Source organism: Rudaea sp., assembly GCF_036560865.1.
Taxonomy (GTDB): domain Bacteria; phylum Pseudomonadota; class Gammaproteobacteria; order Xanthomonadales; family Rhodanobacteraceae; genus Rudaea.
The window spans coordinates 21,331-47,740 of sequence record NZ_DATBQK010000105.1; the positions used below are offsets into that span (position 1 = coordinate 21,331).

At 62.7% G+C, this 26,410-nt stretch carries 25 protein-coding genes and 1 tRNA gene; 20 read left to right on the top strand and 6 right to left on the bottom strand.

Annotated elements, in window-relative coordinates; genetic code table 11:
- The first annotated feature begins 46 nt into the window (after window positions 1-46).
- Window positions 47-1,888, top strand: a complete 1,842-nt coding sequence (locus VIE67_RS10820; RefSeq protein ID WP_332026067.1) for a tetratricopeptide repeat-containing sulfotransferase family protein — start codon at window positions 47-49, stop codon at window positions 1,886-1,888.
- On the top strand, window positions 1,885-4,350 hold the full coding sequence (locus VIE67_RS10825; protein ID WP_332026069.1) for a TonB-dependent receptor domain-containing protein: 2,466 nt from the start codon (window positions 1,885-1,887) through the stop codon (window positions 4,348-4,350). Before VIE67_RS10820 ends, VIE67_RS10825 begins: the two co-directional genes overlap by 4 nt.
- Before the next feature lie 36 nt (window positions 4,351-4,386).
- Here VIE67_RS10825 and VIE67_RS10830 read toward each other — a convergent pair whose 3' ends face one another.
- Both VIE67_RS10830 and VIE67_RS10835 read right to left on the bottom strand, forming a co-directional pair.
- Entirely contained in the window at window positions 4,387-4,830 is a 444-nt protein-coding gene (locus VIE67_RS10830; protein WP_332026071.1) for a c-type cytochrome, read from the bottom strand.
- The gene (locus VIE67_RS10835; protein WP_332026074.1) at window positions 4,827-6,437 is read right to left on the bottom strand and encodes a flavin monoamine oxidase family protein; all 1,611 of its coding nucleotides are present in this window, start codon (window positions 6,435-6,437) and stop codon (window positions 4,827-4,829) included. The genes VIE67_RS10830 and VIE67_RS10835 overlap by 4 nt, the downstream gene beginning before the upstream one ends.
- Window positions 6,438-6,617: 180 nt before the next feature.
- On the opposite strand from VIE67_RS10835, the gene VIE67_RS10840 reads away from it, so the two are divergent.
- The gene (locus VIE67_RS10840) at window positions 6,618-6,998 is read left to right on the top strand and encodes an FmdB family zinc ribbon protein (protein ID WP_332026076.1); all 381 of its coding nucleotides are present in this window, start codon (window positions 6,618-6,620) and stop codon (window positions 6,996-6,998) included.
- A 196-nt stretch (window positions 6,999-7,194) separates the two neighbouring features.
- Here VIE67_RS10840 and VIE67_RS10845 read toward each other — a convergent pair whose 3' ends face one another.
- Window positions 7,195-7,935, bottom strand: coding sequence for a DUF3011 domain-containing protein (locus VIE67_RS10845; RefSeq protein ID WP_332026133.1), 741 nt, complete (start codon window positions 7,933-7,935; stop codon window positions 7,195-7,197).
- Window positions 7,936-8,154: 219 nt separating this feature from the next.
- Between VIE67_RS10845 and VIE67_RS10850 the strand changes: the two genes are divergently transcribed.
- From VIE67_RS10850 to VIE67_RS10930, 17 genes are all read left to right on the top strand, one after another.
- Entirely contained in the window at window positions 8,155-8,721 is a 567-nt protein-coding gene (locus VIE67_RS10850; protein WP_332026078.1) for a DUF3011 domain-containing protein, read from the top strand.
- A gap of 185 nt (window positions 8,722-8,906) precedes the next feature.
- On the top strand, window positions 8,907-10,679 hold the full coding sequence (aspS, locus tag VIE67_RS10855) for an aspartate--tRNA ligase (protein ID WP_332026081.1): 1,773 nt from the start codon (window positions 8,907-8,909) through the stop codon (window positions 10,677-10,679).
- 12 nt (window positions 10,680-10,691) lie between these two features.
- The gene (locus tag VIE67_RS10860) at window positions 10,692-11,330 is read left to right on the top strand and encodes an esterase/lipase family protein (RefSeq protein WP_332026083.1); all 639 of its coding nucleotides are present in this window, start codon (window positions 10,692-10,694) and stop codon (window positions 11,328-11,330) included.
- 211 nt (window positions 11,331-11,541) lie between these two features.
- The gene (gene ruvC, locus VIE67_RS10865) at window positions 11,542-12,120 is read left to right on the top strand and encodes a crossover junction endodeoxyribonuclease RuvC (RefSeq protein WP_332026085.1); all 579 of its coding nucleotides are present in this window, start codon (window positions 11,542-11,544) and stop codon (window positions 12,118-12,120) included.
- Window positions 12,117-12,704 (top strand): Holliday junction branch migration protein RuvA, encoded by a 588-nt coding sequence (gene ruvA / locus VIE67_RS10870; RefSeq protein WP_332026087.1) that lies wholly within the window; start codon window positions 12,117-12,119, stop codon window positions 12,702-12,704. Before ruvC ends, ruvA begins: the two co-directional genes overlap by 4 nt.
- Window positions 12,705-12,734: 30 nt before the next feature.
- A complete protein-coding gene (locus VIE67_RS10875) occupies window positions 12,735-14,633 on the top strand; it encodes a potassium transporter Kup (RefSeq protein WP_332026089.1) in 1,899 nt (632 codons plus the stop codon).
- A gap of 127 nt (window positions 14,634-14,760) precedes the next feature.
- Complete coding sequence (gene ruvB, locus VIE67_RS10880; RefSeq protein ID WP_332026091.1) at window positions 14,761-15,834, top strand: Holliday junction branch migration DNA helicase RuvB; 1,074 nt, start codon at window positions 14,761-14,763, stop codon at window positions 15,832-15,834.
- A gap of 70 nt (window positions 15,835-15,904) precedes the next feature.
- Entirely contained in the window at window positions 15,905-16,354 is a 450-nt protein-coding gene (ybgC, locus tag VIE67_RS10885) for a tol-pal system-associated acyl-CoA thioesterase (protein WP_332026093.1), read from the top strand.
- A 2-nt stretch (window positions 16,355-16,356) separates the two neighbouring features.
- Window positions 16,357-17,043, top strand: a complete 687-nt coding sequence (gene tolQ, locus VIE67_RS10890) for a protein TolQ (RefSeq protein WP_332026095.1) — start codon at window positions 16,357-16,359, stop codon at window positions 17,041-17,043.
- A 35-nt stretch (window positions 17,044-17,078) separates the two neighbouring features.
- The gene (tolR, locus tag VIE67_RS10895; RefSeq protein WP_332026097.1) at window positions 17,079-17,519 is read left to right on the top strand and encodes a protein TolR; all 441 of its coding nucleotides are present in this window, start codon (window positions 17,079-17,081) and stop codon (window positions 17,517-17,519) included.
- A gap of 16 nt (window positions 17,520-17,535) precedes the next feature.
- Window positions 17,536-18,429, top strand: a complete 894-nt coding sequence (locus VIE67_RS10900) for a cell envelope integrity TolA family protein (RefSeq protein ID WP_332026099.1) — start codon at window positions 17,536-17,538, stop codon at window positions 18,427-18,429.
- Between the two features lie 3 nt (window positions 18,430-18,432).
- Window positions 18,433-19,749, top strand: coding sequence for a Tol-Pal system beta propeller repeat protein TolB (tolB, locus tag VIE67_RS10905; RefSeq protein WP_332026101.1), 1,317 nt, complete (start codon window positions 18,433-18,435; stop codon window positions 19,747-19,749).
- Between the two features lie 66 nt (window positions 19,750-19,815).
- Entirely contained in the window at window positions 19,816-20,334 is a 519-nt protein-coding gene (gene pal, locus VIE67_RS10910) for a peptidoglycan-associated lipoprotein Pal (protein ID WP_332026103.1), read from the top strand.
- 94 nt (window positions 20,335-20,428) lie between these two features.
- On the top strand, window positions 20,429-21,211 hold the full coding sequence (gene ybgF / locus VIE67_RS10915; RefSeq protein WP_332026105.1) for a tol-pal system protein YbgF: 783 nt from the start codon (window positions 20,429-20,431) through the stop codon (window positions 21,209-21,211).
- A 50-nt stretch (window positions 21,212-21,261) separates the two neighbouring features.
- Window positions 21,262-21,930 carry a 7-carboxy-7-deazaguanine synthase QueE gene (gene queE / locus VIE67_RS10920; RefSeq protein ID WP_332026107.1) on the top strand — a complete coding sequence of 223 codons (669 nt, stop codon included), beginning with the start codon at window positions 21,262-21,264 and terminating at the stop codon, window positions 21,928-21,930.
- 129 nt (window positions 21,931-22,059) lie between these two features.
- Entirely contained in the window at window positions 22,060-22,740 is a 681-nt protein-coding gene (gene queC / locus VIE67_RS10925) for a 7-cyano-7-deazaguanine synthase QueC (RefSeq protein WP_332026109.1), read from the top strand.
- Between the two features lie 158 nt (window positions 22,741-22,898).
- Window positions 22,899-22,974 (top strand) — tRNA-Lys (locus tag VIE67_RS10930).
- A gap of 12 nt (window positions 22,975-22,986) precedes the next feature.
- On the opposite strand, the gene VIE67_RS10935 is transcribed toward VIE67_RS10930, so the two are convergent.
- The 3 genes from VIE67_RS10935 to VIE67_RS10945 all read right to left on the bottom strand — a co-directional run bounded on the left by VIE67_RS10935 (window position 22,987) and on the right by VIE67_RS10945 (window position 26,399).
- Window positions 22,987-23,964 carry a hypothetical protein gene (locus VIE67_RS10935; protein ID WP_332026111.1) on the bottom strand — a complete coding sequence of 326 codons (978 nt, stop codon included), beginning with the start codon at window positions 23,962-23,964 and terminating at the stop codon, window positions 22,987-22,989.
- A 168-nt stretch (window positions 23,965-24,132) separates the two neighbouring features.
- Window positions 24,133-24,318, bottom strand: coding sequence for a hypothetical protein (locus VIE67_RS10940; RefSeq protein WP_332026113.1), 186 nt, complete (start codon window positions 24,316-24,318; stop codon window positions 24,133-24,135).
- 164 nt (window positions 24,319-24,482) lie between these two features.
- Window positions 24,483-26,399: an asparagine synthase-related protein gene (locus VIE67_RS10945; RefSeq protein ID WP_332026115.1), complete on the bottom strand. Its 1,917-nt coding sequence runs from the start codon at window positions 26,397-26,399 to the stop codon at window positions 24,483-24,485.
- Window positions 26,400-26,410: the final 11 nt, after the last annotated feature.

Below are 26,410 nucleotides of genomic sequence, written 5' to 3' on the forward strand. Positions count from 1 at the left end.
TGGAGGCAGCCCGTATGCTTGCGCCGACACGCATGTGGGAAGGCGCATGATCGTTGCTGTGGGTGACCAGGCCTCGCCAGACGCCGCAGTGGCAACGCTGCGCAGCGTCGCCGCCCTCGATCCCCGGCGTGCGCAAGCCTGGCGCAAGCTCGGCGATCATCTGGATATCGCGGGCGATCGCGCGGGCGCGGAAAGCGCCTACCTGCAGCATGTGCGTTATGCCGTGCACGATCCCGTGCTGATGGCCGCGGCGGGTGCGCTGCACGCAAACAATATTCCCGAAGCCGAAGCGCGCCTGCGCACACAGCTCAAGCAGGCGCCGACCGACGTCGTTGCGATCCGCATGCTCGCGGAACTCGCGATGCGTTTGGATCGCAGCGAGGATGCGGTGAACCTGCTCGAGCGTTGTCTTGAACTCGCGCCGGGTTTCCACGAAGCGCGGCACAACTATGCGATTGTGCTGCACCGGGCCAACAAGCCGCAGGCAGCACTCGCCGAACTCGAACGACTGCTGCACGACGATGGAAAGAATTCCACCTATCGCAATCTCAAAGCGGCCGTGCTTTGCCGCATCGGCGAATACGAACCGGCGATTGCGATCTACGCCGATCTCCTGCACGCGCACGCGCGCCAGGCACAGGTCTGGCTGAGCTACGGCCACGCACTCAAGACCGCCGGTCACGCCGAGCGCGCGGTGGCTGCGTACGCGCGCTGCATCGAGATCGATCCCGCTTTCGGCGAGGCGTGGTGGAGCCTCGCCAACCTCAAGACCTTCCACTTCGACGATGCACAGATCGAAACGATGCGCGCCGCACTCGCGCGCGCCGATCTCTCCGACGAGCACCGCCTGCATTTTGAATTCGCGTTCGGCAAGGCGCTCGAGGACCGCGCGCAATACACGGCTTCGTTCGATCACTATGCGAAAGGCAATGCGTTGCGCCTCGCGAAGGTGCCGTACAGCGCGGACGACACGAGCACGCGGATCGCGCGCGCGCGCGCGCTGTACACGGCGCCGTTCTTCGGCGCACGCAGCGGCAGCGGCAGCGCGGCGCCCGATCCGATCTTCATCGTGGGTCTGCCGCGCGCGGGCTCGACGCTGATCGAGCAGATCCTCGCGAGCCACTCCGCGGTCGAGGGTACGATGGAGCTGCCCGAGCTCATCTCGATCACGCGCGCGCTGCGCCGCACGGCAGGCCCCTCCCGGCCATCCATGGCCTCCGGGGCACTTGGGCTCCTGCCCGGCGCCTATCACGACGCACTCGCGCGCTTGGATCGCGGCGAGCTGCGCGAACTCGGCGAGCAATACCTCGAGCGCACGCGCATCCATCGCAAGCTCGGCAAACCGTTCTTCATCGACAAGATGCCGAACAATTTCGCGCACGTGGGCCTGATCCACCTGATCCTGCCGAATGCGAAGATCATCGACGCGCGCCGCCATCCGCTCGCGTGCTGCTGGTCGGGATTCAAGCAGCATTTCGCGCGTGGACAGAATTTCAGCTACAGCCTCGAAGACCTCGGTCTCTACTACCGCGACTACGTCGACCTCATGACGCACTTCGACGGCGTGCTGCCGGGGCGTGTGCACCGCGTGATCTACGAAGACATGATCGCCGATACCGAAGGCGAGGTGCGCCGGCTGCTCGCATACTGCGGGCTGCCGTTCGACGATGCCTGCCTGCGCTTCTTCGAGAACGACCGACCCGTGCGCACCGCAAGTTCCGAACAGGTGAGGCGGCCAATTTACAAGGACGGCATCGATCAGTGGCTGCACTACGAGCCGTGGCTCGATCCGTTGAAGAAAGCGCTTGGGCCAGCACTCGTGAGCTGGTCCGCGTTCGAAAGTCGTTCCGTAGAGAAACCACTGACAGCCCCGGGGAATCGCACATGAAAATATCGACCGCAAAGAACAGGTCTCATGCTCGACGTCGTACCTTCGCGCGTCTGCCGCTAGCGGCGGCGATCAGCCTCGTCTGCTTCGCTCCGGCGTTCGCGGCGAGCGAGGCGGGACAGGATCAGTCGAGTTCCCCGGCCACGGGCGCCAAGCAGACGCAGCTCGGCGAGGTCACGGTTACGGCGCAGAAGCGCGTCGAGAATGCGCAGGCGGTGCCGATCAGCATAGACGTGCTGAGCACCGACAAGCTCACCGAGATGAACGTCAGCGACTTCAACGACTGGGTCAAGCTGCTGCCGAGCCTGTCGACGAGTTCGTCGCAGGGCGCGTATTCGCCGGGCTTCGGCCAGTTCTCGATGCGCGGCGTCGAGTCGGGCAGCAACGGCAACCATTCCGGACCGTGGCCGAGCGTCAGCGTCTACCTCGACGAAGAACCGATCACGACAATCGTCGGCAACATCGACCCGCACATCTACGACATCGCACGCATCGAGGCGCTGGCCGGTCCGCAGGGCACGCTGTACGGCGCAGGCGCGCAATCGGGCACGATCCGCATCATCACGAACAAGCCCGATCCCACGGCGTTCTCGGCCAGCGTCAGCGCCGAGGTCAACGCCATCGACCATGGCAGCACGGGCTTCCTCACCGAGGGCTACGTCAACCTGCCGCTGACCCAGTGGATTGCGCTGCGCGTGGTCGGCTGGGCCAAGCAGGACGCCGGCTACATCGACAACGTGCCGGGCACGCGCACCTATACCGGAATCTATCCCGGTGGTGTTGGGCCACCACTGGCAGGCACGCAGATACCACCAATTACAATCAACAACGCGAGCGCCGCGCGCAAGGACTATAACTTCACCGACACGCGCGGCGCGCGCGCGGCGCTCAAGATCGACCTCAACGACGACTGGTCGATCACGCCGACCGTGGTCGGGCAGGGCGCGCATGGTCTGGGCGTCAATGCGTTCGATCCGCATGTCGGCGACCTCAAGGTCACCCATTTCTTCCCCGAAAACTTCGAAGACCGCTGGATCCAGTCCGCACTGACCGTGCAGGGCAAGATCGGCAATTTCGATGTGGTCTACAGCATTTCCCACCTCGACCGCAGCGACCACTACGACCAGGACTACAGCGACTACTCGTTCTGGTACGACACGCTGTTCGGCTACGGCGCCTACATCCACGACAAGAATGGCAACCTGATCGACCCGAGCCAGCACATCCATGCCGCGGACAAGTACCGCAAGACCAGCAACGAGCTGCGCGTGTCGTCGCCGAAGGACGAGCGCTTCCGCTACACGGTCGGCGTGTTTGCCCAACGGCAGTCGCACAACATCCTGCAGGACTATCTGATCGACAATCTGGGCCCCGACCTGTCGGTCACGGGCTGGCCGAACACGATCTGGCTGACGCGGCAGATCCGCAACGACAACGATTCGGCGATCTTCGGCGAGATGTCGTACGACTTCACCGATCGCCTCACCGGCACGGTCGGTGCGCGCTTCTTCCATACTGATGACAGCCTCAAGGGCTTCTTCGGCTATGCCGCAGGCTACAGCAGCAGCCAGGGCGAGGCGGCGTGCATCCCGAACACGACGTTCCTCGACGCGCCATGCCTCGAATTCGCCAAGAAGACCACCGACAGCGACCACATCGGTCGCGCCAACCTGACCTACAAGCTCGACGACGACAAGATGCTCTACGGCACGTGGTCGGAAGGCTTCCGTCCCGGCGGCATCAATCGGCGCGGCACGCTGCCGCCGTATCAGCCCGACTTCCTCACCAACTACGAGTTCGGCTGGAAGACCGAGTGGTTCGATCATCATCTGCGCTGGAACGGTGCGGTATTCCAGGAGAACTGGAAAGACTTCCAGTTCGCCGTTGTCGGCGCGAACGGCCTCACCGAAATTCGCAACGCCAACCAGGCGCGCATCCGCGGCTTCGAGTCCAATCTCGTCTGGTCGGCGTCCTACAACCTCATGCTGTCGGGCGGCATCGCGCTCTACCACGCGGAGTTGACCGAGAACTATTGCGGAACGCTGGACGTCAACGAGCACCCGATCACCGACTGCGCCGCGCCGCTCGCGCCGAAGGGCGCACGACTGCCGATCACGCCGAAGATCAAGAGCAACTTCACCGCGCGCTACAGCTTCAACCTGTTCGAGAACGAAGCCTACGTGCAGGGCGCCGCCTTCTTCACCGGGCGGCGGCGTTCGGACCTGCGCACGCTCGAAGGCGGCATCCTCGGCGACCTGCCGGGCTACGCCACCGTCGACGTCTCCGCGGGCATGAAGAAGGACAAGTGGTCGTTCGACGTCTATATGAAGAACGCCTTCGACAACCGCGGCGAGATCGGCAACTACGCCGAGTGCCAGGCGACTTTCTGCGGCGGCACGACGTACATCATCCCGACGATGCCGCGCACGATCGGCATGCGCGTCACGCGCGATTTCGATTAGACGAAGGGGCGGAGCTGCCGGCGGCCGCCGGCAGCTTCACGGAGTTGCGCGCAGTTTCTTGACGTCGTCCGCGCTCAACGCATCGGCATAGTGGTTGTCGAAATGCGTGCGCACGTAGTTGACCACCTCGGCGACCTGCGCGTCGGATAGATAATCCGCAAACGCCGGCATGCCGTGCCGTCCGTGCACCACAGTGATCGCCGGGTAGGCCGCGCTGGCGAGCTTGGGATTGGCGGCGAGCGCGGGATAGCTGCCCGCGCCGCTGGCGCCTTTCGCATCGGGCATATGGCAACCTTGGCAGACGGCGCGGTACAGGGTCGCGCCGTCCTTGTGCACGAATGGGCTGAAGAAGACGGTCACCCGCGGCGAAAACGGCGGCGGTTCATCGGCGTGCGTCGGTGCGATCGCGGCCAGTAGCAGCAGGGCGAATCCGAGCAGCGGGCGACGGCTGCGGCGCGGGGCAGAAGTATACATTTTCATGCCGGACTCCGCGTCGCGACGATGCGCTGATGCATGCGGCCGATCGCATCGAGCGACGACAGCACCGCGCCTTCCTGCCAGCCATTGATGAACGAGGTATGTTCGCCCGCAAGCGCGAGGCGGCCATCGATCGCGCACAGGTTGTCATAATGCTTGGCGCGCACATTGTCTTCCCAATGCGCGAAACAACCGAGCGTGAACGGCGAGCGATGCCAGGCCACGCTGATGCCATTCTCGAACTCGGTGTGGTACTGCGGGTGGATCTGCGCGCCCTGTTCGACCGCGGCGCGCACGCGTTGCTGTGGCGTCATCGAGGTGAACTCGAACGCGTTGGCGCTGAACATGTAGGCGCCGAGCAGCACACCCTTGCCGGGCTGATTCAATCCGGCCATCGGGTAAGCGATCTGCTGGATCGGCAGATTGGTGTAGGTGATGCCGCCATAGATGCGCTCGTCTTCCTCCCAGAAGCGGCGCTTCATCTGCAAGCCGACCTTCACCGCGCTCTCATAGGCTACTGCACCGATTGCGGCCTGCATCGCCTCACTGGCCTTGACCGGTATCTGCGCGAGGATCGGCAAAGGAATCGTGCACAGGCACCAGTCGGCTTTTGCGTGCCGGGTCTCGCCGCCGCGTTGTGCATCGACCCAGGACACCTCGACGCCGTGTTCGTTCTGGTCGATCGCCGTAACCTTTGCGCCAAACTGCACGAGCGGTGCGACTTCGCGGTACACCGCCATCGCAATCCGGTCCATGCCGCCGACCGGCTGGAACATCGACGGCGTCAGGTCGTAGTCGATCGGTGTGGTCAGGTAGCCCCACAATTTCGACTGCAGCAGATCGTCACGCTTGAGCGGTGTGGAGGGAACCGCGCGCGGCATCAGGCCGCCACCGGGCTCCACATCGTAGCCGCGCTTACCGCTGGTCAATTCCGAGGTGGTGTAGCGGTATTGCTTGTCGAGCAAGCCCCAGCTACGCAGGGCCTCCAGCAGTTTCTCCTTGTCCTCCTTGCCGAGCTCGGCATCGAGTCCACCCTGGTTGGTCGCCTTGCTCAACAGTTCGGCGACATGGCCTTGAAAGTCCGCACGCACTTGACGCACGCGCTGCGGCTTGCCGCCAAACGCAGTCGGGGAATGCAGGTAGGCGTTGACATTAATCTGGTTGAACGGCTCGAGCGGCACCTTGAGGCGCTTGGCGTAGTCGAGCATCGCATAGTGATGATAGGGCAGGCGCCACGGGCCGGGATTGATGTACAGCCCCGGGTCGAATTCGCATTTCTGCTTGAAGCCGCCCAGTTCGGTGTACTCGTCGCCGCCGCGCAAAGTCCACGCGCGACCACCGGCGCGATGGTTGTACTCGAGTATCTTGACCTTGTAGCCGGCATGGCTCAATTCATACGCCGCGACCAGCCCGGCAATGCCCGCACCGAGAATGAGGACCGACGTTCCGGGCGGTGCGCCCTTGAGGTTGATTGCGCTGTTATAGGTCGATTCCTTCGCGTGCCCGAGGGTCGACATGGCCTGGTACATCATCGCCGCGCCGGCTGTCTGGCCAATTCGCGCCAGCAATTGGCGCCGACTGATCGAAATATCGCTGTCGTTGCTGCGCATAGGCCGCTCCGCTGAAGCAGCCGGCAGTATGCACAAAAACCGCTGCCGCTGCGACGCGCGAACACGCTTCGGATATGCGATACCGCCGCGCCGACTTGAATTTATGTGTAGAGTCCTCAGCTTGTACGGGCTTGCCCAATTGGGTTCGCGCTCCGCTTTTCAGAAACGACGGAACAACCGATGCCGATTTACGAATTCGAATGCGCTTCCTGCGGCACGCGTTTCGATCGCCTGCAGAAATTGAGCGATCCCGATCCCAGCGATTGCCCGCAATGTGGCGCGGCGCGCGTGCATCGCCGTCTGACTGCGCCGGCGTTCCGCCTGAGCGGCAGCGGCTGGTACGAAACCGATTTCAAGAAGCAGGGCGACAAGAAGCGCAATCTCACCGGCAGCGACGACGCACCCAAAGCGGCGCCCGACACTGCGCCGAAAAGCGATGGGGCGGCGAAACGGGCTGCAGACAAACCAACCGCGACTGAATCGGCTGGCGCTGCGAAGAAGGCAACCGAATCGGCGAAGCCGAAGGGCGACTCTTCGTCGGTGAACAAGCAGTCGCGATAACGACGAAATACACTGACCACTCGCGCAGCGCACCGTCGCGATCAACAAGGACCCTGTCGGACGCAAAAACACGCGCATCCGACCCCCCTCGCTCGCTGCTGAAACGAAACACCCGCCGCGCGGCGGGTGTTCGCATTCTTATCTCACAGCGACCTGGCGCCGAAAAGCGCCAGGTGTCGGAACCTCGAAGCCCGACTCAATGCCAGCGGCGATCGATCGTGAACGTGGCGCGGCAGCCGCGGCTCACCCAGACGCCTCCGCGATTCCACCCCCAGCTCTCACCCTCGACACAGGCTGCTGACGACAACTGGCGCTCGAGTGATACGCGTCCGCCACCACCAGCGTCCACGGCACAAAAACGTTGCCGCGAGTCGGTGCTCTCGCAGGTCATCGAAAAGCGATGATCCCATTCCGGGCCGGGGCGCCATTCATTGCCGTATTCGGGGCGTTGGGTAGTACCGGACGCTATGAAACGTGCCCTGCAGCCTTTGTCGACCCAGATGAAACCACGGTGCCGGTCGAAGCCCCAGTTTTCCCCGCGCACGCATTGTGTGTCGGAGAGGTTGCGAGCGAGACGCGCGTCGCTCCACGGCACTTCGCAGCGCTGGTAATTGTCGTTGTGGCTGGCGCATTCCACGGCCTCATCATGTGTTTCGTGGTAACGGCCTTCGGGCGCAGGCTGCGCCAAAGCCGCAGCGCTTACTGACAGACCCGCCGCTACAATTATTGCCGATGCCAATTTTTGAACTAGCATGGAACATCCTCCTTCGTTGGACCCGCGAGTGAGTCTACGCCTCCTAACCTGCGTGAGCCACACGCTGGCCACTGACGTGGCGCGCGGACAGCGAAACCAACGGCGGAAGCGGCATGCGGCGGGTGGACGGCAACTGAGTATGCGCGGGCGAGGGTCGATTGTTCTGCGGCGAACGGCAGCTATTGATTCGGCCCGAACAGATCAGGAGTCCGTTTCGGGTTGAGCAGTCGAAACCCACTTGGCAGCGTCCTTCGACCGGCTCAGGACGAGCGTATTTATGGGCCGGATCAATAACGGTTTTCCGACTGCGGGCTAAACGACATTTCTCTGGAGTGGGTCATCGCATTCCCTGTCAACCGCTCTGGGTTACACTCGGCTGGGGTAGGTCAATGGGAGTAAGCGATGTCGATTCGAATTTTTTCCGTACTTGTGATTCTCTGCGCCGGGCTGTTGCCAACCACAACCTTGCAGGCCCAGCCTTACGGCGACCGTGGTTACGGCAATGGTTACGGCAATGTAGTGGAGTGCGCCAGCCGCAACTACAATTATCAGCGTTGCGAAATGCCCTGGCGGGGCGAAGCGCAACTTGCTCGTCAGCTTTCCGATACGCAATGCGTGCGTGGTCGTACCTGGGGTGTGGATCGGCGCGGTTTCGTGTGGGTAGACAAAGGCTGTGCCGGTCGTTTCGTTCCAGCCCGCGGTTATGCAGGCGGGCCAGGCCCGGGTCAGGGCGGTCCCTGGCAGCCAGGTCCGGGTTGGGATAACCGGTTCGCCGTGAGTTGCGGCAGTCCGCAATACCGCTATAACTTTTGCGCGGTTGACGTCGGCGGCGGCGGACGCGTCTCGGTCCAGCGTCAAACCTCCAGTTCGGCCTGCATCGAAGGCCGCACCTGGGGCTGGAATCGCGGTGGCGTGTGGGTGGATCAGGGTTGCGGCGCTGAATTTCTGATTGATCGGCGCTGGCGCTGATATCGGCTCAATGCCGTCGTCTGTGATGGCGGCAGTCGCAAAGCGGCGTCCTTGACCGCACTGTGCAATTGAAACGCCCGCCGTCTTGGCGGGCGTTTTAGTTTGCAGTGCAGCACAAACCTTCGTAGGATGCGCGGCCCGGTTGTTTGCCCGCGGGGCGGGTTTTGGATTCGGAGCTGGTTTCAATGCGCACGCACTATTGCGGTCTCGTCGACGAGACCCTGATCGATCACGATGTCACGCTTTGCGGCTGGGTCGATACCCGCCGCGATCATGGCGGCGTGATCTTCGTCGACCTGCGCGATCACGAAGGCATCGTCCAGGTGGTCATCGAGCCGGAGAATGCCACGGCATTTTCGGTGGCCGAACAAGTCCGCTACGAATTCTGCCTGCGCATCCGCGGAAAAGTCCGCATGCGTCCCGACGCCCAGGTCAACGAGCGCCTGCGCACCGGGCGCATCGAAGTGCTCGCAGGTACGTTTGAAGTGCTCAATGCCGCAGCGCCGCTCCCCTTCATGCTCGACGACGCCGCAGGCGAGGACGCGCGTCTGCGCTACCGCTATCTTGATATCCGCCGGCCCGAAATGCAGCGCAGATTGCGCATGCGCACGCGGCTGGTCTCGGCGTTGCGTCACTATCTCGATGTGCGCGGCTTTCAGGACATCGAAACGCCGATCCTGACCAAGGCGACGCCCGAGGGCGCGCGCGACTATCTCGTGCCTTCGCGTGTGCATCCGGGCGAGTTCTTCGCGTTGCCGCAGTCGCCGCAGCTGTTCAAGCAGTTGCTCATGATGGCCGGCATGGATCGCTATTATCAGATCGCACGCTGCTTCCGCGACGAGGATTTGCGCGCCGATCGCCAGCCGGAATTCACCCAGCTCGATATGGAGTTCGCGTTCGTCGAGGAGCGCGAGGTGCAGGACACGGTCGAGGCGATGATCCGTCACGTGTTCAAGGAAGTTGCGGACGTCGAACTCGACGCATCCTTTCCGCGCATGACCTATGCCGAAGTCTTGCGCCTGTACGGTTCCGACAAACCGGATCTGCGCATTGCGCTGCAACTGGTCGATGTTGCGCAGCATGTGAAACACGTCGAGTTCAAGGTGTTCAGCGGCCCGGCCAACGATGCCGGCGGTCGCGTCGCCGCGCTGCGTCTGCCGAACGGCGCGAGCCAGCCGCGCAAATACCTTGACGACCTCGGCCTGCACGTCGCCAAGTACGGCGCGAAAGGGCTGGCCTGGATCCGCATCGACGATCTCGCCAAGGGGCGCGAAGGGCTGACTTCGCCGATCACCAAGTTTCTCGACGATGCGGCGCTTGACGGCATCTTCAAGGCCGTCGGCGCACAGAACGGCGATGTGATCTTCTTCGGCGCCGGCCCGTACAAGACGGTCAGCGATTTCATGGGCGCCTTGCGCCTCAAGGTCGGACGCGACAACGGTCTCGTCGAGAACAGCTGGAAACCGCTGTGGGTCACCGATTTCCCGATGTTCGAATACGACCACGTCGCGAAGCGCTACGGCGCCCTGCATCATCCGTTCACCGCGCCCAGGGTCGATGACGTTGCCGATCTGAAAGCCAATGCCGCCAGCGCGGTTTCGCGCGGCTATGACATGGTGCTCAACGGCAACGAGATCGGCGGCGGTTCGATCCGTATCCATCGCCCCGAGATGCAGAGTTGCGTGTTCGAGCTGCTCGGCATCGGCGCCGACGAGGCGCAGGCGAAGTTCGGCTTCCTGCTCGAAGCCCTGAAATACGGCGCGCCGCCGCACGGCGGCATCGCCTTCGGCATCGACCGTATCGCCGCCTTGATCGCGGGCACCGATTCGATCCGCGACGTGATCGCGTTTCCGAAAACCGCGAGCGCGCAGGATCTGCTGACCGGCGCGCCGTCGAATGTCGCCGAGGCGCAGCTGCAGGAACTGCATGTGCGCGTGGCCAAGCCGCAAAAAACCTGAACGGACTAGCGCGTGAGCGAACACGTCATTCTTCTGCATGGATTGTGGATGCGGGGCTTTACCCTCGCCGCGCTGCGCCGCCGCCTCGAACGCGAAGGCTACGAGGTCGATCTGTTCGATTACGCGAGCGTGCTGCACGAGCCAGAGTCGAGCATCGAGAAGCTCATTGCGTTTGCACGCGCAGTCGAGGCAAAAACAGGGCGCAAGGACAAGATCCATTTCGTCGGCCACAGCCTCGGCGGCTTGATGGCCTTGCGCGCGCTCGAACAGATGCCCGATCTGGCACCGGGTTGCGTGGTCTGTCTCGGCTCGCCGTTGCGCGGCAGTGCGGTCGCGCGCAGCATCGCGGAATTGCCGGGCGGCGCATTCGTGATCGGCAAGAGCCTCGACGTGCTGCTCGCGGGCCTGGATCGATGCAACGTCAAACGCCCGGTCGGCGCGATCGCCGGCCGGCTGCCGTTCGGCCTCGGCCTGGTGTTCGGCGGCTTGCCGTCGCCGCACGACGGCACGGTCAGCGTGGAGGAAACCCAATTGCCCGGGCTGGCCGATCATTGTGTGGTTCCGGCCACGCACACCGGCCTGCTGTTCTCCGACGAGGCGGCGGCGCAGACGGTCTCGTTCCTGCGTAACCGGCGCTTCGCGCGCCCGTGATAAAGTGTTTGCGTATGTTCGATGCCGCGATGGAATTGGGGTTCGGGGTTCGGGGCTCGGGGTTCGGGACTCGGCAAAATCCGGAGAATTTCGGGCCGATCCCTGCATCGTTGTCTTGCAGCAGTTGATTCTGGAAGCCATGTCTGCGCGCAAACCCGCTTTGCCGAGCCCGGAACCCCGAGCCCCGAGTCCCGGCTCCTGCACCCGCATCATGGGTATCGACCCCGGCTCGCAGCGCACCGGCATCGGCATCATCGATGTGGATGCCGCCGGGCGCACGAGCCACGTGTTCCATGCCGCCGTGGTGCTGCTCGGCCACGACACCTTTCCCCTGCGCCTGAAACAGATTTTCGACGAGGTCTGCGCGATCATCGCCGAGCACCGGCCCAGCGAGGTGGCGATCGAGCGCGTGTTCATGGCGCGCAATCCCGATTCCGCGCTCAAGCTCGGTCAGGCGCGCGGCGCGGCGATCTGCGCGGTGGCCAACCAGGGGTTGAGCGTCGCCGAATACTCGGCACGCGAAATCAAGCAGTGCGTGGTCGGCGGCGGCGCTTCGGAGAAGCGCCAGGTGCAGCACATGGTGGGTATACTTTTGAACATCACGCAGAAATTGCAGGCTGATGCGGCCGACGCGCTGGCGATCGCGCTCACCCATGCGCATACGCGCGCGAGCATGCAGCGCATCGGCGCTGCGGTCGCCGCCGATATGAGGGGTGCGGATATTCCCGGTGCCCGGCGCAGCGCCTGGAGACGGCGTTCTTCGACGCGCTCAGGATGGTCGGAATCATGATCGGCCGCCTGCGCGGAACCCTCGCTTCGAAACAGCCGCCGTGGCTGGTGATCGATGTCGGCGGCGTTGGCTACGAGGTCGAGGCGCCGATGTCGACGATCTTCGATCTGCCGGAAACCGGCCGCGAAGTCGCTTTGTTCGTTCACTATGCGACGAAAGAGGACACGGTGGCGCTGTACGGATTTCTGCGCGAAGCCGAACGGCTGCTTTTTCGCGCCGTGCAGAAAGTCAGCGGGATCGGCGCGAAGACCGCGCTGGCCGTGCTTTCCGGCGTCTCCACCGACGAATTCGCGCGTCTCGTGCAATCGGGCGATATCGCCTCGCTCACGCGCATTCCAGGCATCGGCAAGAAAACGGCCGAGCGCATCGTGGTCGAATTGCGCGATCGCGTCGAGGGCATGGCGCTTGCGTTTTCCGGCGGCGCTGGTGGGGTGGCGAAAGATCCAGTGAGCGAGGCGACCAGCGCCTTGCAGCAGCTGGGCTACAAGCCGGCGGAAGTCGCGCGTCTGGTCAAGGAGGTCGCCGCCGCAGGAGACGACGCTGAGGCGATCATCCGCAAGGCGCTCAAGGCGGCATTGCGTTAATCCGCTTAAATCCCCAGCATAGAGCCAATCATGCAACGCACGCCTGGGCAAGTTCTGACCGAATCCGATCGTCGCAAGGCGTTCGCGCGCCTTGCGCTGGGGGCGCTCGGCGTCGTGTTCGGCGACATCGGCACGAGTCCGCTTTACACCATCCACAGCACCTTCGTCGATGAGGGCGTGGCGGTTACCGAGCCGAACATCCTCGGCGTGCTGTCGCTGGTGTTCTGGCTGCTCGTGGTCATTGTGTCGCTGAAGTACGTCGTCTTCGTCATGCGCGCCGACAACCGCGGCGAAGGCGGCATCATGGCCTTGATGGCGCTCGCCCATCGTGGTGCGCGCGACAACGTCACCTTGCGCCGCTGGATCGTGATTTTCGGCCTGCTCGGCGCTTCGCTGTTCTATGGCGACGGCGTGATCACGCCGGCGATTTCCGTGCTGTCGGCGGTCGAAGGCCTCAAGGTGGCCGCGCCGTCGCTTTCGCATTGGGTCGTGCCGGTGACGATCCTCATCCTGGCCGTCTTGTTCGCCGTGCAAAGCCGCGGCACGGGCAAGGTCGGAGCCGTGTTCGGGCCGATCACCCTGATCTGGTTCATCATCATCGCCGTGCTCGGGTTCAAGGAGATCATCACCCAACCGCACGTGTTGTTCGCGCTCAATCCGTTTTATGGCCTTTCGTTTTTCCTTGCCAATGGCTGGCACGGATTCCTGGCGCTTGGCGGCGTCGTGCTGGCAATTACCGGCGGCGAAGCGCTGTATGCCGACATGGGTCATTTCGGCAAGAACCCGATTCGCTTCGACTGGTTCGGCCTGGTCTCTATTTCGCTCTTGCTCAACTATTTCGGCCAGGGCGCGTTGCTGTTGAACGACCCTTCCGCGGTCGACAATCCGTTCTATCACCTGGTGCCCGACACGTTCCAGTTGCCGATGGTCGTGCTGGCGACGATAGCGACCGTGATCGCCTCGCAGGCGGTGATCACCGGCGCGTTTTCGATGACGCGCGAGGCGATCCAGCTCGGCTATTCGCCGCGACTGGAAATCAAGCACACCTCACGCGAAATGCATGGCGAGATCTACTTGCCCTGGGTCAACCGCATGCTGTTTGTGAGTGTGATTGCTGCGGTGCTTGGTTTTCGCAGCTCGGACAATCTCGCTGCGGCATATGGCATCGCGGTGACCGGAACGATGCTGATCACCAGTCTGCTGGCGCTGGTCGTGCAACGCCGCCTGTGGGGATGGAATCGCTGGGTCGTGATCGGTCTTGGCATCGTCGGTGTCAGCATCGACACCTCGCTGTTCAGCGCGAACGCGGTCAAGATCGAAGAAGGTGGCTGGTTTCCACTGGTGATCGCTCTGGTCGCGTTCACCGTGATGACGACCTGGCGCAAGGGACGCGATCTGGTCGTACGCGAATTGCGCCAGAGCGGACTCGCGCTCGAGCCCTTCATCGAAAGCGTCGTCGCACATCCGCCGCTGCGTGTGCACGGCACGGCGATCTTTCTCACCGCCAACGTGCTGGGCGTACCCAGCGCCCTGCTGCACAACCTCAAGCACAACAAGGTGCTGCACGAACGCAATATCCTCATGACGATCGGCACGCTCGATGTGCCGACCGCCGAGTACGGCGAGCGCACCGAGATCACCGCGCTCGGGCACGAGTTCTACCAGGTCGTCATCCGCTACGGTTTCGCCGAAGACCCCAACGTGCCGCTCGCGCTGCAAAGCTGCGAAGCGAAAGGACTCGGCTTCGACATGATGGACACGACCTTCTTCCTCAGCCGCGAGACAGTCATCGCCGGCGCGCACGCCGGCATGCCGCTGTGGCGCGAGAAACTGTTCGCCTTCCTCACCCGCAATGGCATGTCCGCGACGACCTTCTTCCGCATTCCCGGCAATCGCATGATCGAACTGGGAACGAGGGTGGAGATATGAGAAACGGGCAGACGAAGAGTCGGGCAAACGGAGAGACGGCAGAGCGCAACGTTTGCATCTGAACTCTTCCGTCTCTTCGTCTACCCGGCTACCCGTCTCCACGCCGGCGCGTGCCATAATCCTTGGCATGACCGACCGCGCCATTTCCCCCACTGCCATGCCCGAAGACGAGGTGATCGAGGCATCGATCCGACCGAGAAAGCTCGCCGAATATCTGGGCCAGCAAACGGTGCGCGAGCAGCTCGGGATCTACATCGAGGCCGCGCGGCGCCGCGGCGAGGCGCTCGACCACGTGCTGATCTTCGGCCCGCCGGGATTGGGCAAGACCACGCTGTCGCATGTGATCGCCAACGAACTTGGCGTCAATCTGCGTTCGACCTCGGGCCCGGTCATCGAGCGCGCCGGCGATCTCGCCGCACTGCTGACCAACCTGCAGCCGCGCGATGTGTTGTTCATCGACGAGATCCATCGCCTGTCGCCGGTGGTCGAGGAAATCCTCTATCCGGCGATGGAAGACAACCAGATCGACATCATGATCGGCGAAGGCCCGGCCGCGCGTTCGATCAAGCTCGACCTGCCGCCGTTCACCCTGATTGGCGCAACGACGCGTGCGGGCCTGCTGACCAGTCCGCTGCGCGACCGCTTCGGCATCGTGCAGCGTCTGGAGTTCTACACACCCGACGAACTCGCCGCGATCGTGCGCCGCTCGGCGAAAATTCTCGGCATCGCCTGCGTCGACGCCGGTGCTGTGGAAATCGCCAACCGCGCGCGCGGTACGCCGCGCATCGCGAACCGGCTGCTGCGCCGCGTGCGCGATTTCGCCGAGGTCAAGGCCAGCGGCAAGATCACGCGCGAGGTTGCGATCGCGGCGATGGAAATGCTCAAGGTTGACGCCGCCGGATTCGACGCGCTCGACCGCCGTCTGCTCGGCACGATCATCGACCATTTCGACGGCGGCCCGGTCGGCGTCGAATCGCTCGCCGCAGCGCTGTCCGAAGAGCGCGGCACGATCGAGGACGTGCTCGAACCGTATTTGATCCAGCAGGGATTCCTGATGCGCACTGCGCGCGGCCGCATGGTCACCAGCAAGGCGTATCGGCATCTGGGATTGAGGGCGCCGAAACGCGCCGTCGTGGAAGATTTGTTCGAGGACGATTCGGGACTCGGGACTCGGGATTCGGGACTCGGGGAAAAAGCATGAGCCAAGAATTCGTGCTGCGCGTGCGCACGCATCCTGCATCTTCAATCGTTTCAATGGAAATGGTTTCGCCATGACTCCCGCGCGGTCCGCTTCTCCGAGTCCCGAGTCCCTAGTCCCGGGCCCGGCCTTCACCTGGCCCATCCGCGTCTACTGGGAAGATACCGATGCCGGCGGGGTGGTCTATCATGCAAGCTATCTGCGCTTCCTCGAACGCGCGCGTTCCGAGTGGTTGCGCGCGCAGGGCATCGATCAGAGCCGCGTGCGCGCCGATCTCGGCATTGCGTTCGTCGTGCGCGATATGTCGATTGAGTTTCTGCAGGCGGCGAAACTCGACGACGAACTCGATGTCGAACTCGAACCCGTGGAGCGTCGTTCAGCTTCGATGACTTTCACGCAATGTATACTTCGGCGCAGCGATGGCGCCGTCATCGCGCGCGCGCGGGTACGCGCGGCGTGTGTCGCGGCAGCCGACTTCAAACCCTGTCGCATCCCGAAAACCTTGTTTGTGGAGAACAAATAACAATGAACGGCGGTCTGAATATTCTCGACCTGATGCTGCAAGCCAGTATCTTCGTCAAAGTGGTCATGGCCATCCTGCTGATTTTTTCCTTCATGTCCTGGGTGATCATCTTCCGCAAGCGCGCCATGCTGACCAAGGCGATGCGCGGTGCGGACGAATTCGAGGAGCGTTTCTGGTCCGGCGCCGATCTCGCCGGCCTGTTCCGCGAAGTCACCGCGGGCAGCGGCGCGGTCACCGGCATCGAAAGCATTTTCGAGGCGGGCTTCCGCGAATTCGCGCGTCTGCGCCAGCGCCGCCAGATGGATTCGCGCACTATGCTCGAAGGCGCGCAGCGCGGCATGCGCGTGGCCGAGAGCCGCGAGATCGACCGGCTCGAGCAGAATCTCGAATTTCTCGCGAATGTCGGTTCGATCAGTCCGTATGTCGGCCTGCTCGGCACCGTCGCCGGCATCATGGTCGCATTCGTCGGTCTTGCGAACATGAAGGAGGCGACCATCGCAACGGTCGCGCCCGGCATCGCCGAGGCGCTGATCGCGACCGCGATGGGCCTGATCGCGGCGATTCCCGCGGTGTGGGCCTACAACCGCTACCAGACCCGGCTGGAGCGCATCGCCACGCGCTACAACGCCTTCGTCGAGGAATTTTCCTCGATCCTGCAGCGCCAGGCGCATTCCGACGATCCAGCCTGACCTGCGCAGATGCCCAATCCGTTGAAACCCTAGACATGCGCACTCGCAAAAAACGCAAACTCAAGGCCGAAATCAACGTCGTGCCGTATATCGACGTCATGCTCGTGCTGCTGATCATCTTCATGGTCACTGCGCCGCTGCTCAATCTCGGCGTGGACATCAAGTTGCCGCAATCGACCGCGAAAGCGGTGCAGATCGACAAGGAGCCGATCCTGATCAGCGTGGACAAGGACGGCAAGTTCTACCTCACGCTTGGCGGCTCGCCGCGCGAGGAGATCAGTCCCGAAGACCTGATCAAAAAGGTCGCCGCGGTCGTGCGCCAGGATCCGCAGGTGCCGGTGCTGCTGGGCGGCGACGAGCGCGCATTGTACGGGCAGGTTTACCAGATCCTGCCGGGCCTGAAAGACAGCGGCGTGACCAAGCTGCTGCTGATGAGCCAGCCAGGTAACGGCCAGCAAGCAGACGCGAAAAAGTAAGGCTGCGCGACGTCAGATGGAGACTATCAGGGACAAAACACGCGCCTATCTGTATGCATTTATGGTGCATCTGGCGGTGTTCGCGTCGCTGTTCGTCGGCTTGCTGTGGACGCAGAGTGCGCGCCCGGTGGCGATGATAGGTCCGACGATCGACGCGGAGATCGTTGGCCCGTCGGCCGCACCGCGCGCGCGCGCGCCGAGCAAGCCGAAGCCCGCGCCGCCCAAGCCGGTGGAGCCGCCGCCCGCGCCGGAACCGCCCAAGCCGCCGGAAGTGAAAGAGCCGCCGCCGACCGTACAGCGCAACGACAACAAGGAACAGGAAAAGATCGCGGAAATCGCCGAGCAGAAGGCCGAACAGGCCAAGCGCGAGCAGGAGGAGAAGCATCGCCAGCAGCAGATCCTGCTCGACGAGGAGAAAAAACGCCAGGAAGCCGAAGCCAAGCAGCAGCAGATCCAGAAGCAGCTCGACGATATCCACAAGGAACGCGACAAGGCGGCGAAACAGACGCGGCTGGCGCAGGAAAAAATGAAGCAGCTGGACGATCTGCAGAAGCAGCAGTCGCAGCCCAAGCAGGCGGATGTGCCCGATGCGGCAGTGGCGAAAACAGGAGCGAATGGTGAGGATGCGAGTTTGGCCGCTGCATACAATTCAGCGATCACCAAGGTAGTAACTGATAATTGGAATCGGCCGGATACGGCACCCACCGGATTACGCTGTGCTGTGCGTATTGTTCAGATTCCCGGTGGTACTGTGATCTCGGCAAATATCGGTACGCCGTGCAACGCGGATCAAATCACGCAAGAGTCGATCAAGCAAGCAGTTACCAAGGCGCAACCGTTACCCTATAGGGGTTACGAAAAAGTGTTTCAGCGCGAAATCACTTTCATCTTCAAATACGAAGGGAACTAGAACATGCACAAGCAACTTTCACTATGGCTTGCCACACTGATACTCGGCCTGTGCGCGCCGCAACTGTTCGCACAGGGCCTGACTTTGGAAATCGCCAACGGCAATGCCTCGGCGATTCCGATCGTGACCGTGCCGTTTGCCAACGAGGGTGGCGGCACGCCGCCGGAGACCGATGTCGCCGACGTGATCCGCAGCGACCTGAACCGCTGCGGCCAGTTTCGTTCGCTGGCCAAGAGCGACATCATCGAATTCCCCGCGCGCGGCGATGACATCAAGTTCCCGACCTGGCGCCTGCTCAAGCAGGACTACATCGTCGTGGGCCGGGTGACCGGCGGCACTGGCGGCGAGGCAACCGTCGATTTCGAGTTGTACACGGTCGGCGATCAGAAGAAGCTCGCAGCCCTCTCGATCAGCGGCCAGCGCAGCGATCTGCGCGGCATCGCGCATCAGGCTGCCGATATCATCTACGAAAAAATCACCGGTGTGCGCGGCGCATTCTGGACGCGCATCGCCTATGTCACCGCCAAGGGCAGCGGCAGCAACACGGCCTACGCCTTGATGGTGGCCGATTCCGACGGCTACGGCCCGCAGACCGTGGTCTCGTCGCGGCAGCCGCTGATGTCGCCGGCATGGTCGCCGGACGGGCGCAAGCTCGCCTACGTGTCGTTCGAGCGCGGCAATTCCTCGATCTATATCCAGGACATTTCCACTGGTTCGCGCGAGGTCGTGTCGGCAAACAAGGGCATCAACGGCGCGCCGGCGTTTTCGCCGGACGGCAGCAAGCTTGCGCTGGCCCTGTCGAACGGCATCAATCCCGACATTTACGTGCTGGACCTTGGCAGCCGGCATCTGACCCAGATCACCAAGCACTTCTCGATCGATACCGAGCCGACCTGGACGCCGGATGGCCAGAGCCTCTATTTCACCTCCGATCGCTCGGGCAAGCCGCAGATCTATGAGACTTCAGCCAGTAGCGGCGGCGACGGCACGCGTATCACGTTCAGCGGCGAGTACAATGCCAGAGCGTCGGTAAGCTTTGACGGCAAGAAGATCGCTATGTCGCAAGGCAACGGAAATGTGTATCATATTGCTGTTCTAGATCGCAGTTCGGGCACCTCCACGGTCGTTTCGACGGGTAATTTCGACGAATCGCCCAGTTTCGCCCCGAATGCGAGCATGATTCTGTACGCCGCGACGGAGGGTTCTCGCGATGTGCTCTACGCTGTATCGGCCGACGGACGTGTGCGTCAGCGGCTCGTATTGGCCGACGGAGATGTTCGTTCGCCAGCTTGGTCGCCATACCGGCAGCGTGGACAATAATTTGTAGTTCGAAAGGAAGTCGAAGCAAGCAACCTACCCCCTGAATAACCGATTGAGGCAAATAACATGAAGCTCCCGTTTCGCGTCATCCTGACCGCCGCTGTGGCAAGTGCAACCCTGGTCGCATGTTCCAGCAACCAGAAGAAGCCCGCACCGCCGGCGCCGGCGAATGAAGTCGCCGCCACCACGACCGCACCCGCCAGGGCCGGCTCTTACACCGTTGATAGCCTGGATTCCGACTCCTGCCTGCGTCAGCGCATCGTCTATTTCGATCTGGACAAGACCGATATCCATTCCGAGTACGAGGCCGCGATTGCCTGCCATGCCGCCTACCTGCGTCAGTTTCCGAGTGCGCGCGTGACCCTCGAAGGCAACGCCGACGAGCGCGGTACGCGTGAATACAACCTTGGCCTCGGCGAGCGCCGCGGCAACTCGGTGTCCAGCGCGCTGTCCGCCGCCGGTGCGTCGACCAGTCAGCTCAATGTCGTCAGCTATGGCGAAGAGCGTCCGGTCTGCCGCGAACACGGTGAAGGGTGCTGGCAGAAGAACCGCCGCGTCGAGATCGTCTACACCGCGAAGCAGTAATTCGATGCACACAAGCGTGACTCGTTCCATTTGCGCGGCGGCCTTCGGGGCCGCCGTCGCATTTTCCCTTCCCGCCCACGCCCAGCGTGCGAGCTTGGCCGAGCGTGTCGACAAACTCGAACAGCAGCAGACGCAGGCACAGGGCAGCGTCGATCTGGTCAATCAGATCAATGCGCTGCAGGCGCAGATACAGTCCCTGCAGGGCCAGAACGAGGAACTGAAGCATCAGCTGGATCAGCTGAAGCAGCAAAGCAACGACAAGTACGTCGATCTGGATTCACGCATCGCGCGGCTCGAAGGACGCTCACCCGGTGCGGCTGCCGCAGCGCCGGCCCCGGCGCCCGCCAACAACCAGATGCAGGACGTGCCGCTCGGCGGAACTGCCGCCACAGCAGGCAATGCAGCGCCACCACCTGCGCCTGAACAGAATGCTGCGCCAGCCGTTGCAGCAGCACCGACTGCGCAGTTGAGCAACCCGGCAGTGGGCGGGGGCGATGAGAAAGCTGCCTACGATCAGGCTTTCGGCGCGCTCAAGGACGGCCGCTACGCGGAATCGGCGCGCCAGTTCCAGGCGTTCATCGGCAAGTATCCGAACAGCGACCTGACGCCCAATGCCTACTACTGGCTCGGCGAGTCGTATTACGTCACCGCGAACTATCCGGTTTCGCTCGACACCTTCAGCAAGTTGCTCGCGCAGTTTCCGAACAGCCAGAAAGCCTCGGCCGCCTTGCTCAAGGTCGGCTACTGCCAGTACGAACTGAAGCAGTGGGACAAGGCCGAGGCGACGCTCAATGAGGTCGGGCAGAAATATCCCGGCACGCAGGAAGCGAACCTCGCGCAGGGCCGCCTGCGCGCGCTCAAGCTCGAGCGGCACTAGGTCCGCGGACCGGCGCGGCCGAACGCGCCATGCACCACGACGCAGGCGCGATGTCGAACGCAACCGCCGCAGCCGCAGGCGACCGGCTGCGCATCACAGAAATCTTCCACTCCCTGCAGGGCGAGGCGCGCTGCGTCGGCTGGCCGACCGTGTTCGTGCGCCTGACCGGTTGCCCGCTGCGCTGCGTCTGGTGCGATACCGAATATTCGTTCCACGGCGGCGAATGGCGCGAGATAAGCGACATTGTGCAGGAAGTGGCAAAGTATAAAACGCGGCATGTGTGCGTGACCGGCGGCGAACCGCTCGCGCAGAAGCGCTGTCTCGACTTGCTGCAACGGCTGTGCGATGCGGGCTACGAGGTTTCGCTGGAAACCTCGGGTGCGCTCGACGTGGCGCAGGTCGATCCGCGCGTGACCAGGGTCGTCGATCTCAAGGCGCCAGGTTCCGGCGAAGTCGCGCGCAATCTGTGGAGCAATCTCGCGCTGTTGACGCCGCAGGATCAAGTCAAGTTCGTGCTCGCGGATCGCGCCGATTACGACTGGGCGCTGAGCGTGTTGCGTGAACGCGATCTCACGGAGCGTTGTGAAGTGTTGTTCTCGCCGGTGCATGGCAAGCTTGCGTCACGCGAACTGGCCGAATGGATTCTGGCCGACCGGATCGAAGTGCGCATGCAGGTGCAGTTGCACAAGTTGTTGTGGGGCGAGGTGTCCGGAAGATAGAGAGCCGGGACTCGGGACTCGGGACTTGGGAGAGCGCCGGGCCGCGAATCCTTCCCCTGCGAAGCGGGGGAAGGTGGCGGCAGTCGGATGGGGGCGCTTTATTCATCCACTGGAATCCATTGCATCAATATGTTCGAAGAAATAAAAAAAGCACGCGCAGTCATACTCGTCTCAGGTGGCATGGACTCCGCCGTCACGCTCGCGATCGCGCGCGCGCAAGGCTTCGCCTGCCACGCCCTCAGTGTCGACTATGGCCAGCGTCACATTTCCGAACTCGCCGGCGCGCAGCGCGTCGCCGCGCAATTCGGCGCTGTGCACAAAACGGTAAAAGTGGATTTGCGCAGCATCGGCGGCTCGGCGCTGACCGCTGAAATCGCGGTGCCCGAGCACGCGGCTGCGGGCATTCCGGTCACCTACGTGCCCGCGCGCAACACGATCATGCTCGCCATCGCACTCGGCTGGGCCGAGGTGCTCGGCGCCAACGATATTTTCTGCGGGGTGAATGCGATCGACTATTCCGGCTATCCGGACTGCCGCCCTGAGTTCGTCGCCGGATTCGAGCAGCTCGCCAATCTGGCGACCAAGGCCGGCGTCGAAGGCGCGCAGTTGCACATTCACGCGCCGCTGATCCATTTGAGCAAGGCCGATATCGTGCGCGAAGGTCTGCGCCTCGACGTCGATTTCGCCACCACCGTGTCCTGCTACCAGGCCGATGCCGAAGGTCGTGCCTGCGGCCGTTGCGACGCCTGCCGCTTGCGTGCGCAGGGCTTCACCGACGCCGGAGTCGCCGATCCGACGCGCTATCGCTGACATCGCGGAATATGCCGTCGGCACGACGGGTTCGGCCGGCTTTTCTTGCTGATTTGCGCTGCGACTACTAAACTGCGCGGCCCGCAAAGCGCGACTGCAGGTGCCGCCACGCTCGGTTATCACCGCGTTCATGCATGACGCGTTGTCTTGTTGGATCAGGGCCGTTAGCTCAGTTGGTAGAGCAGCGGACTTTTAATCCGTTGGTCGCTGGTTCAAATCCAGCACGGCCCACCAATAATGACGATTTCACATTCTGTCTGGATCCGGCGGCCTCGCCGCAATTGTCGAAATCAACGTGCGGATTTGCTCAGTCACGTTGGGCAGTGCAGCGTAGTGGCGTGGATACGCGATGGAGAAGACCGGTACACGGCGCGTAATTTCCGCGGCCTGCGCCAACAGCTTGCTAGCGCGCTGCATATCGCCGAGATCGAGTTGAAACGCGTTGCGCACCAATTCGATGCAGGCCTGTTGCGGCGACAGCGGGTCGATCCGAATTTCAGCGCTGTCCACAGGTGGCTGCAGGAGCAGCATGGCCGTCACCGTCGATGGTTGCGGTTTGCGGTTGTCGGTACGCGCGAGGCGACGTTTGTCCGTGTAGTGCGCGACCGGGCTCGTGTCCGGAGGCGTCTCGCCGTACAGCGCCGTGAGCGAATCCGGCAACAAGCGCAGGCCCGGATAACTGGGGATGGCGTGTACGGCACGTTCGTCCAATTCGAGCAGCAAACAATCGTCGCTCAGCAAACGACAGCCGCTTGCCGCCAGGGCAGCAGACAGAGTCGATTTGCCGCGACCGCTGTCGCCGATGATCGCGATGCCGTGGCGGTCGTCATCTACGACGGCAGCGGCATGCACGACCAGATGGCCGCGGTGGGCCAGCAATCGCGGCAGGACCTGATCGAGCAGGACGTGGCAAAGGGTCTCGTCGCTCGCCCTGGGTGCGCGTGACACCGCAACCGTGCCATCAGGAGAGGCAGTTACTTTGGCGGCGTCCGGGAAATGCAGGACAAGCGAGTCACCACATCGTGCGAACGACAACGAAATATTGCCGAACGGATCGCGCCACCGATGCTGCCATGTGGTCTCGGCAGCGAGCGAATCGCCCGCATCCTCGATGACGACACGAAAATCCGCTAGTCCGCAAACAGCCGGCGCGACCGGCAGTCCCAGTAAGACGAAGGCAGATGAGACGGTATGGCCCGCGAAAAGATAGATCACCGAGGTCAACCGCTCGCGGCCATCAGGTGGAGTGTTACTCCCCTCGCGCCAACTTCAATGGCGTACCGAGTTTGATCGAGTCGCGGCAACGGGTCGAATTTCTGAGCCAGATAGGACTCGTGCAGCGCAAAGTGATTCGCTGAGGCTACAGGCGCAGCCAAGCCGAGCCGATTGGCGCTAGCAATGCGCCTTGCGCGGGCTTTGATTGCAATTGCCGCCGCCGTTTATGCCTTCTTTTGAACTGCCCGATCCGGCAGCGGTGAGATCGGTGACGGCTCCATATAGCACCACGAGCGGTGCGGCATAAGCTTTCCGTTGCAAAACGCCTTCCGCCAACTCATTGGATTTACGATCCGCAACCATGACAGGCACCCCTACTGTTGGTTCCAACATATAACAGATTGCGAATCTCTTCAAGCTGGCCTCGGCTCGAAACATGGGAGGGTATTCAGACGCATCGGTCACCTGGGCACGACTAGGGTGGAACGTTTGCCTCATTTGGCTGCCTAGTCGAGGAACAGGCGACGTTACCCACCCGCAGATGCGCGATGCGCCAGCCAGCCGCCAAGGGTCAGTGTGTCGAATACAGCGTTTCGCGCGGCGTACTGTTTTGGTTGTTGCCACTGGCGCAGTGCAAGATCCAGCTTGTGCATATCGACGTAGGGGATTAGCACGTTGCGGTAAGCGGCCAGACATTGATGCACATCCTCGGCATTTTTCAACAGCAACTGCTCGATCAGACTCCAGCCCAGATGTTGTTTGCCAAGGCGCCAGCAGACTGTTTCCGGCAAACGCGATTGCATGGCTCGACGCAATACATACTTGCTCCAACCGTTGGCCATGCGCTGCGCATCCGGAAGATTGACGCAGAATTCCAGAACTTTGCGATCGCTGAATGGATGGCGGGGATCGACGCCATGCCAGGCGGCAACACGGTGATAACGCTCGATACCGCAGGTCGTGTAAGTTTGGTCGAGCGACTGCAGCGCCTGGGAGACAACGTCGCGTGGGGTCACGCCTTGCCAGCCATCGAACCGCTGCAGTCGATCCTGCAGGTCGATGCGGGCCGCAAAATCGGGTGAGATCACAGTCGTCCTGACGCAGTCGCGGGTTCGCAAACCCAAGCGCTGCTGTCGCGTACGTTGACGCAGCCAATCGGGCGTCAGCGCGCTGCGCGCGGCGAAAGCGAGGCTCTTCCACGCGGGCAGACCCGGGTAAATGCGTTGGTCGCCGCGCGCGTTGCGCCAGGCGGCGAGCCAATGTCCAGCCCGCAATTGGCGCTTGAGCCCCCCCGCTTCGGAGAACAGCGTATCGCCATCGATGCCATCCATCAGCGCGTCGATTTTGTTTCGCGCCGCGGACATGTATTGGGCATGGATCAGCAGCATCGAATGATCGAACGGTTCTTCAGATTCCTGAACTGCCGCAATGAGTTCGGCGCGCATCGTTTCCAGCGCATCGGGATCGATCAGCGTGGGAGCGAATCCGGGCAGTTCGAGCATGGCACGGATCGCCTGAGTTTCCAGACAGTCAGGATCATTCCCGATGCTGGAAAACGTTGGCAGTAGCGCGTTGCCGGCCGCGGCAAGCTGGTCCCTGGCGATGACGGCCAAGGTGGAAGAATCCAGACCCCCGCTGAGCATGCAGCCGACACGGTCACCACCAGCAAGATGGTTGCCCACGGCGTGTTCGAGCACTTCAGTGAGACCAGCGGCCCATTGCGCGTCGGTGGCTGGAACGTGCGCAATCAAGCCCGGTTGCAGACGCCAGTACCGTTGCTGCTGACTACGATCGGACTGTGTTGCGACGAAATGGGCCGGTGGCAGGCGTTGCACGGCGTTAAAGAACGTGCAGGTCTTGTCGATGCCTTCGAGTTGTTGCACGAGTACGTCGGCAATGCGGCCCTCGTTCAAGTCGTTGGGTACATCGGGCAAACTCAGCAACGCTTGCGCGCGTGATGCGAACGCGAACAGTTTTCCTGGTCTGTGGTGAACGTAAAGCGGGCGCACACCCATGATGTCGCGCGCGCAAAACAGGCGCCGATGACGTGGATCCCAGATCGCGAACGCGAAATCGCCGTATAACGCGGCAGCACACTGCTCGCCCCAGCGCAGATAGGCATGGAGGATGATCTTGGCTTGCGTCGAGTGCGCGGCCGCATCGCCCAGATCGAGGCGCTTGATCAGGTTGCCGCGTTCATCCAGGCGTGCATCGACGACCGCCACGCAACCCGATTGCGTGTCGTGCGCAAGGTTGCCCTCGTCGCTGTTTGCCGATACGCGGGTCCATTCGGCCGTGCCAAGTGCAGCGGGCCCGATTGTAAGACCGTCGAATGACGCCGGATTTACAGCGGGGTTGAATACGAGTGCGGCGCGCATCGCCGCCAATTGCGAGGGATCTGCCGGCGCGCCATCGAGGCGGAAAAAACCACAGATCGCTTTCATCGTCCGAGAGT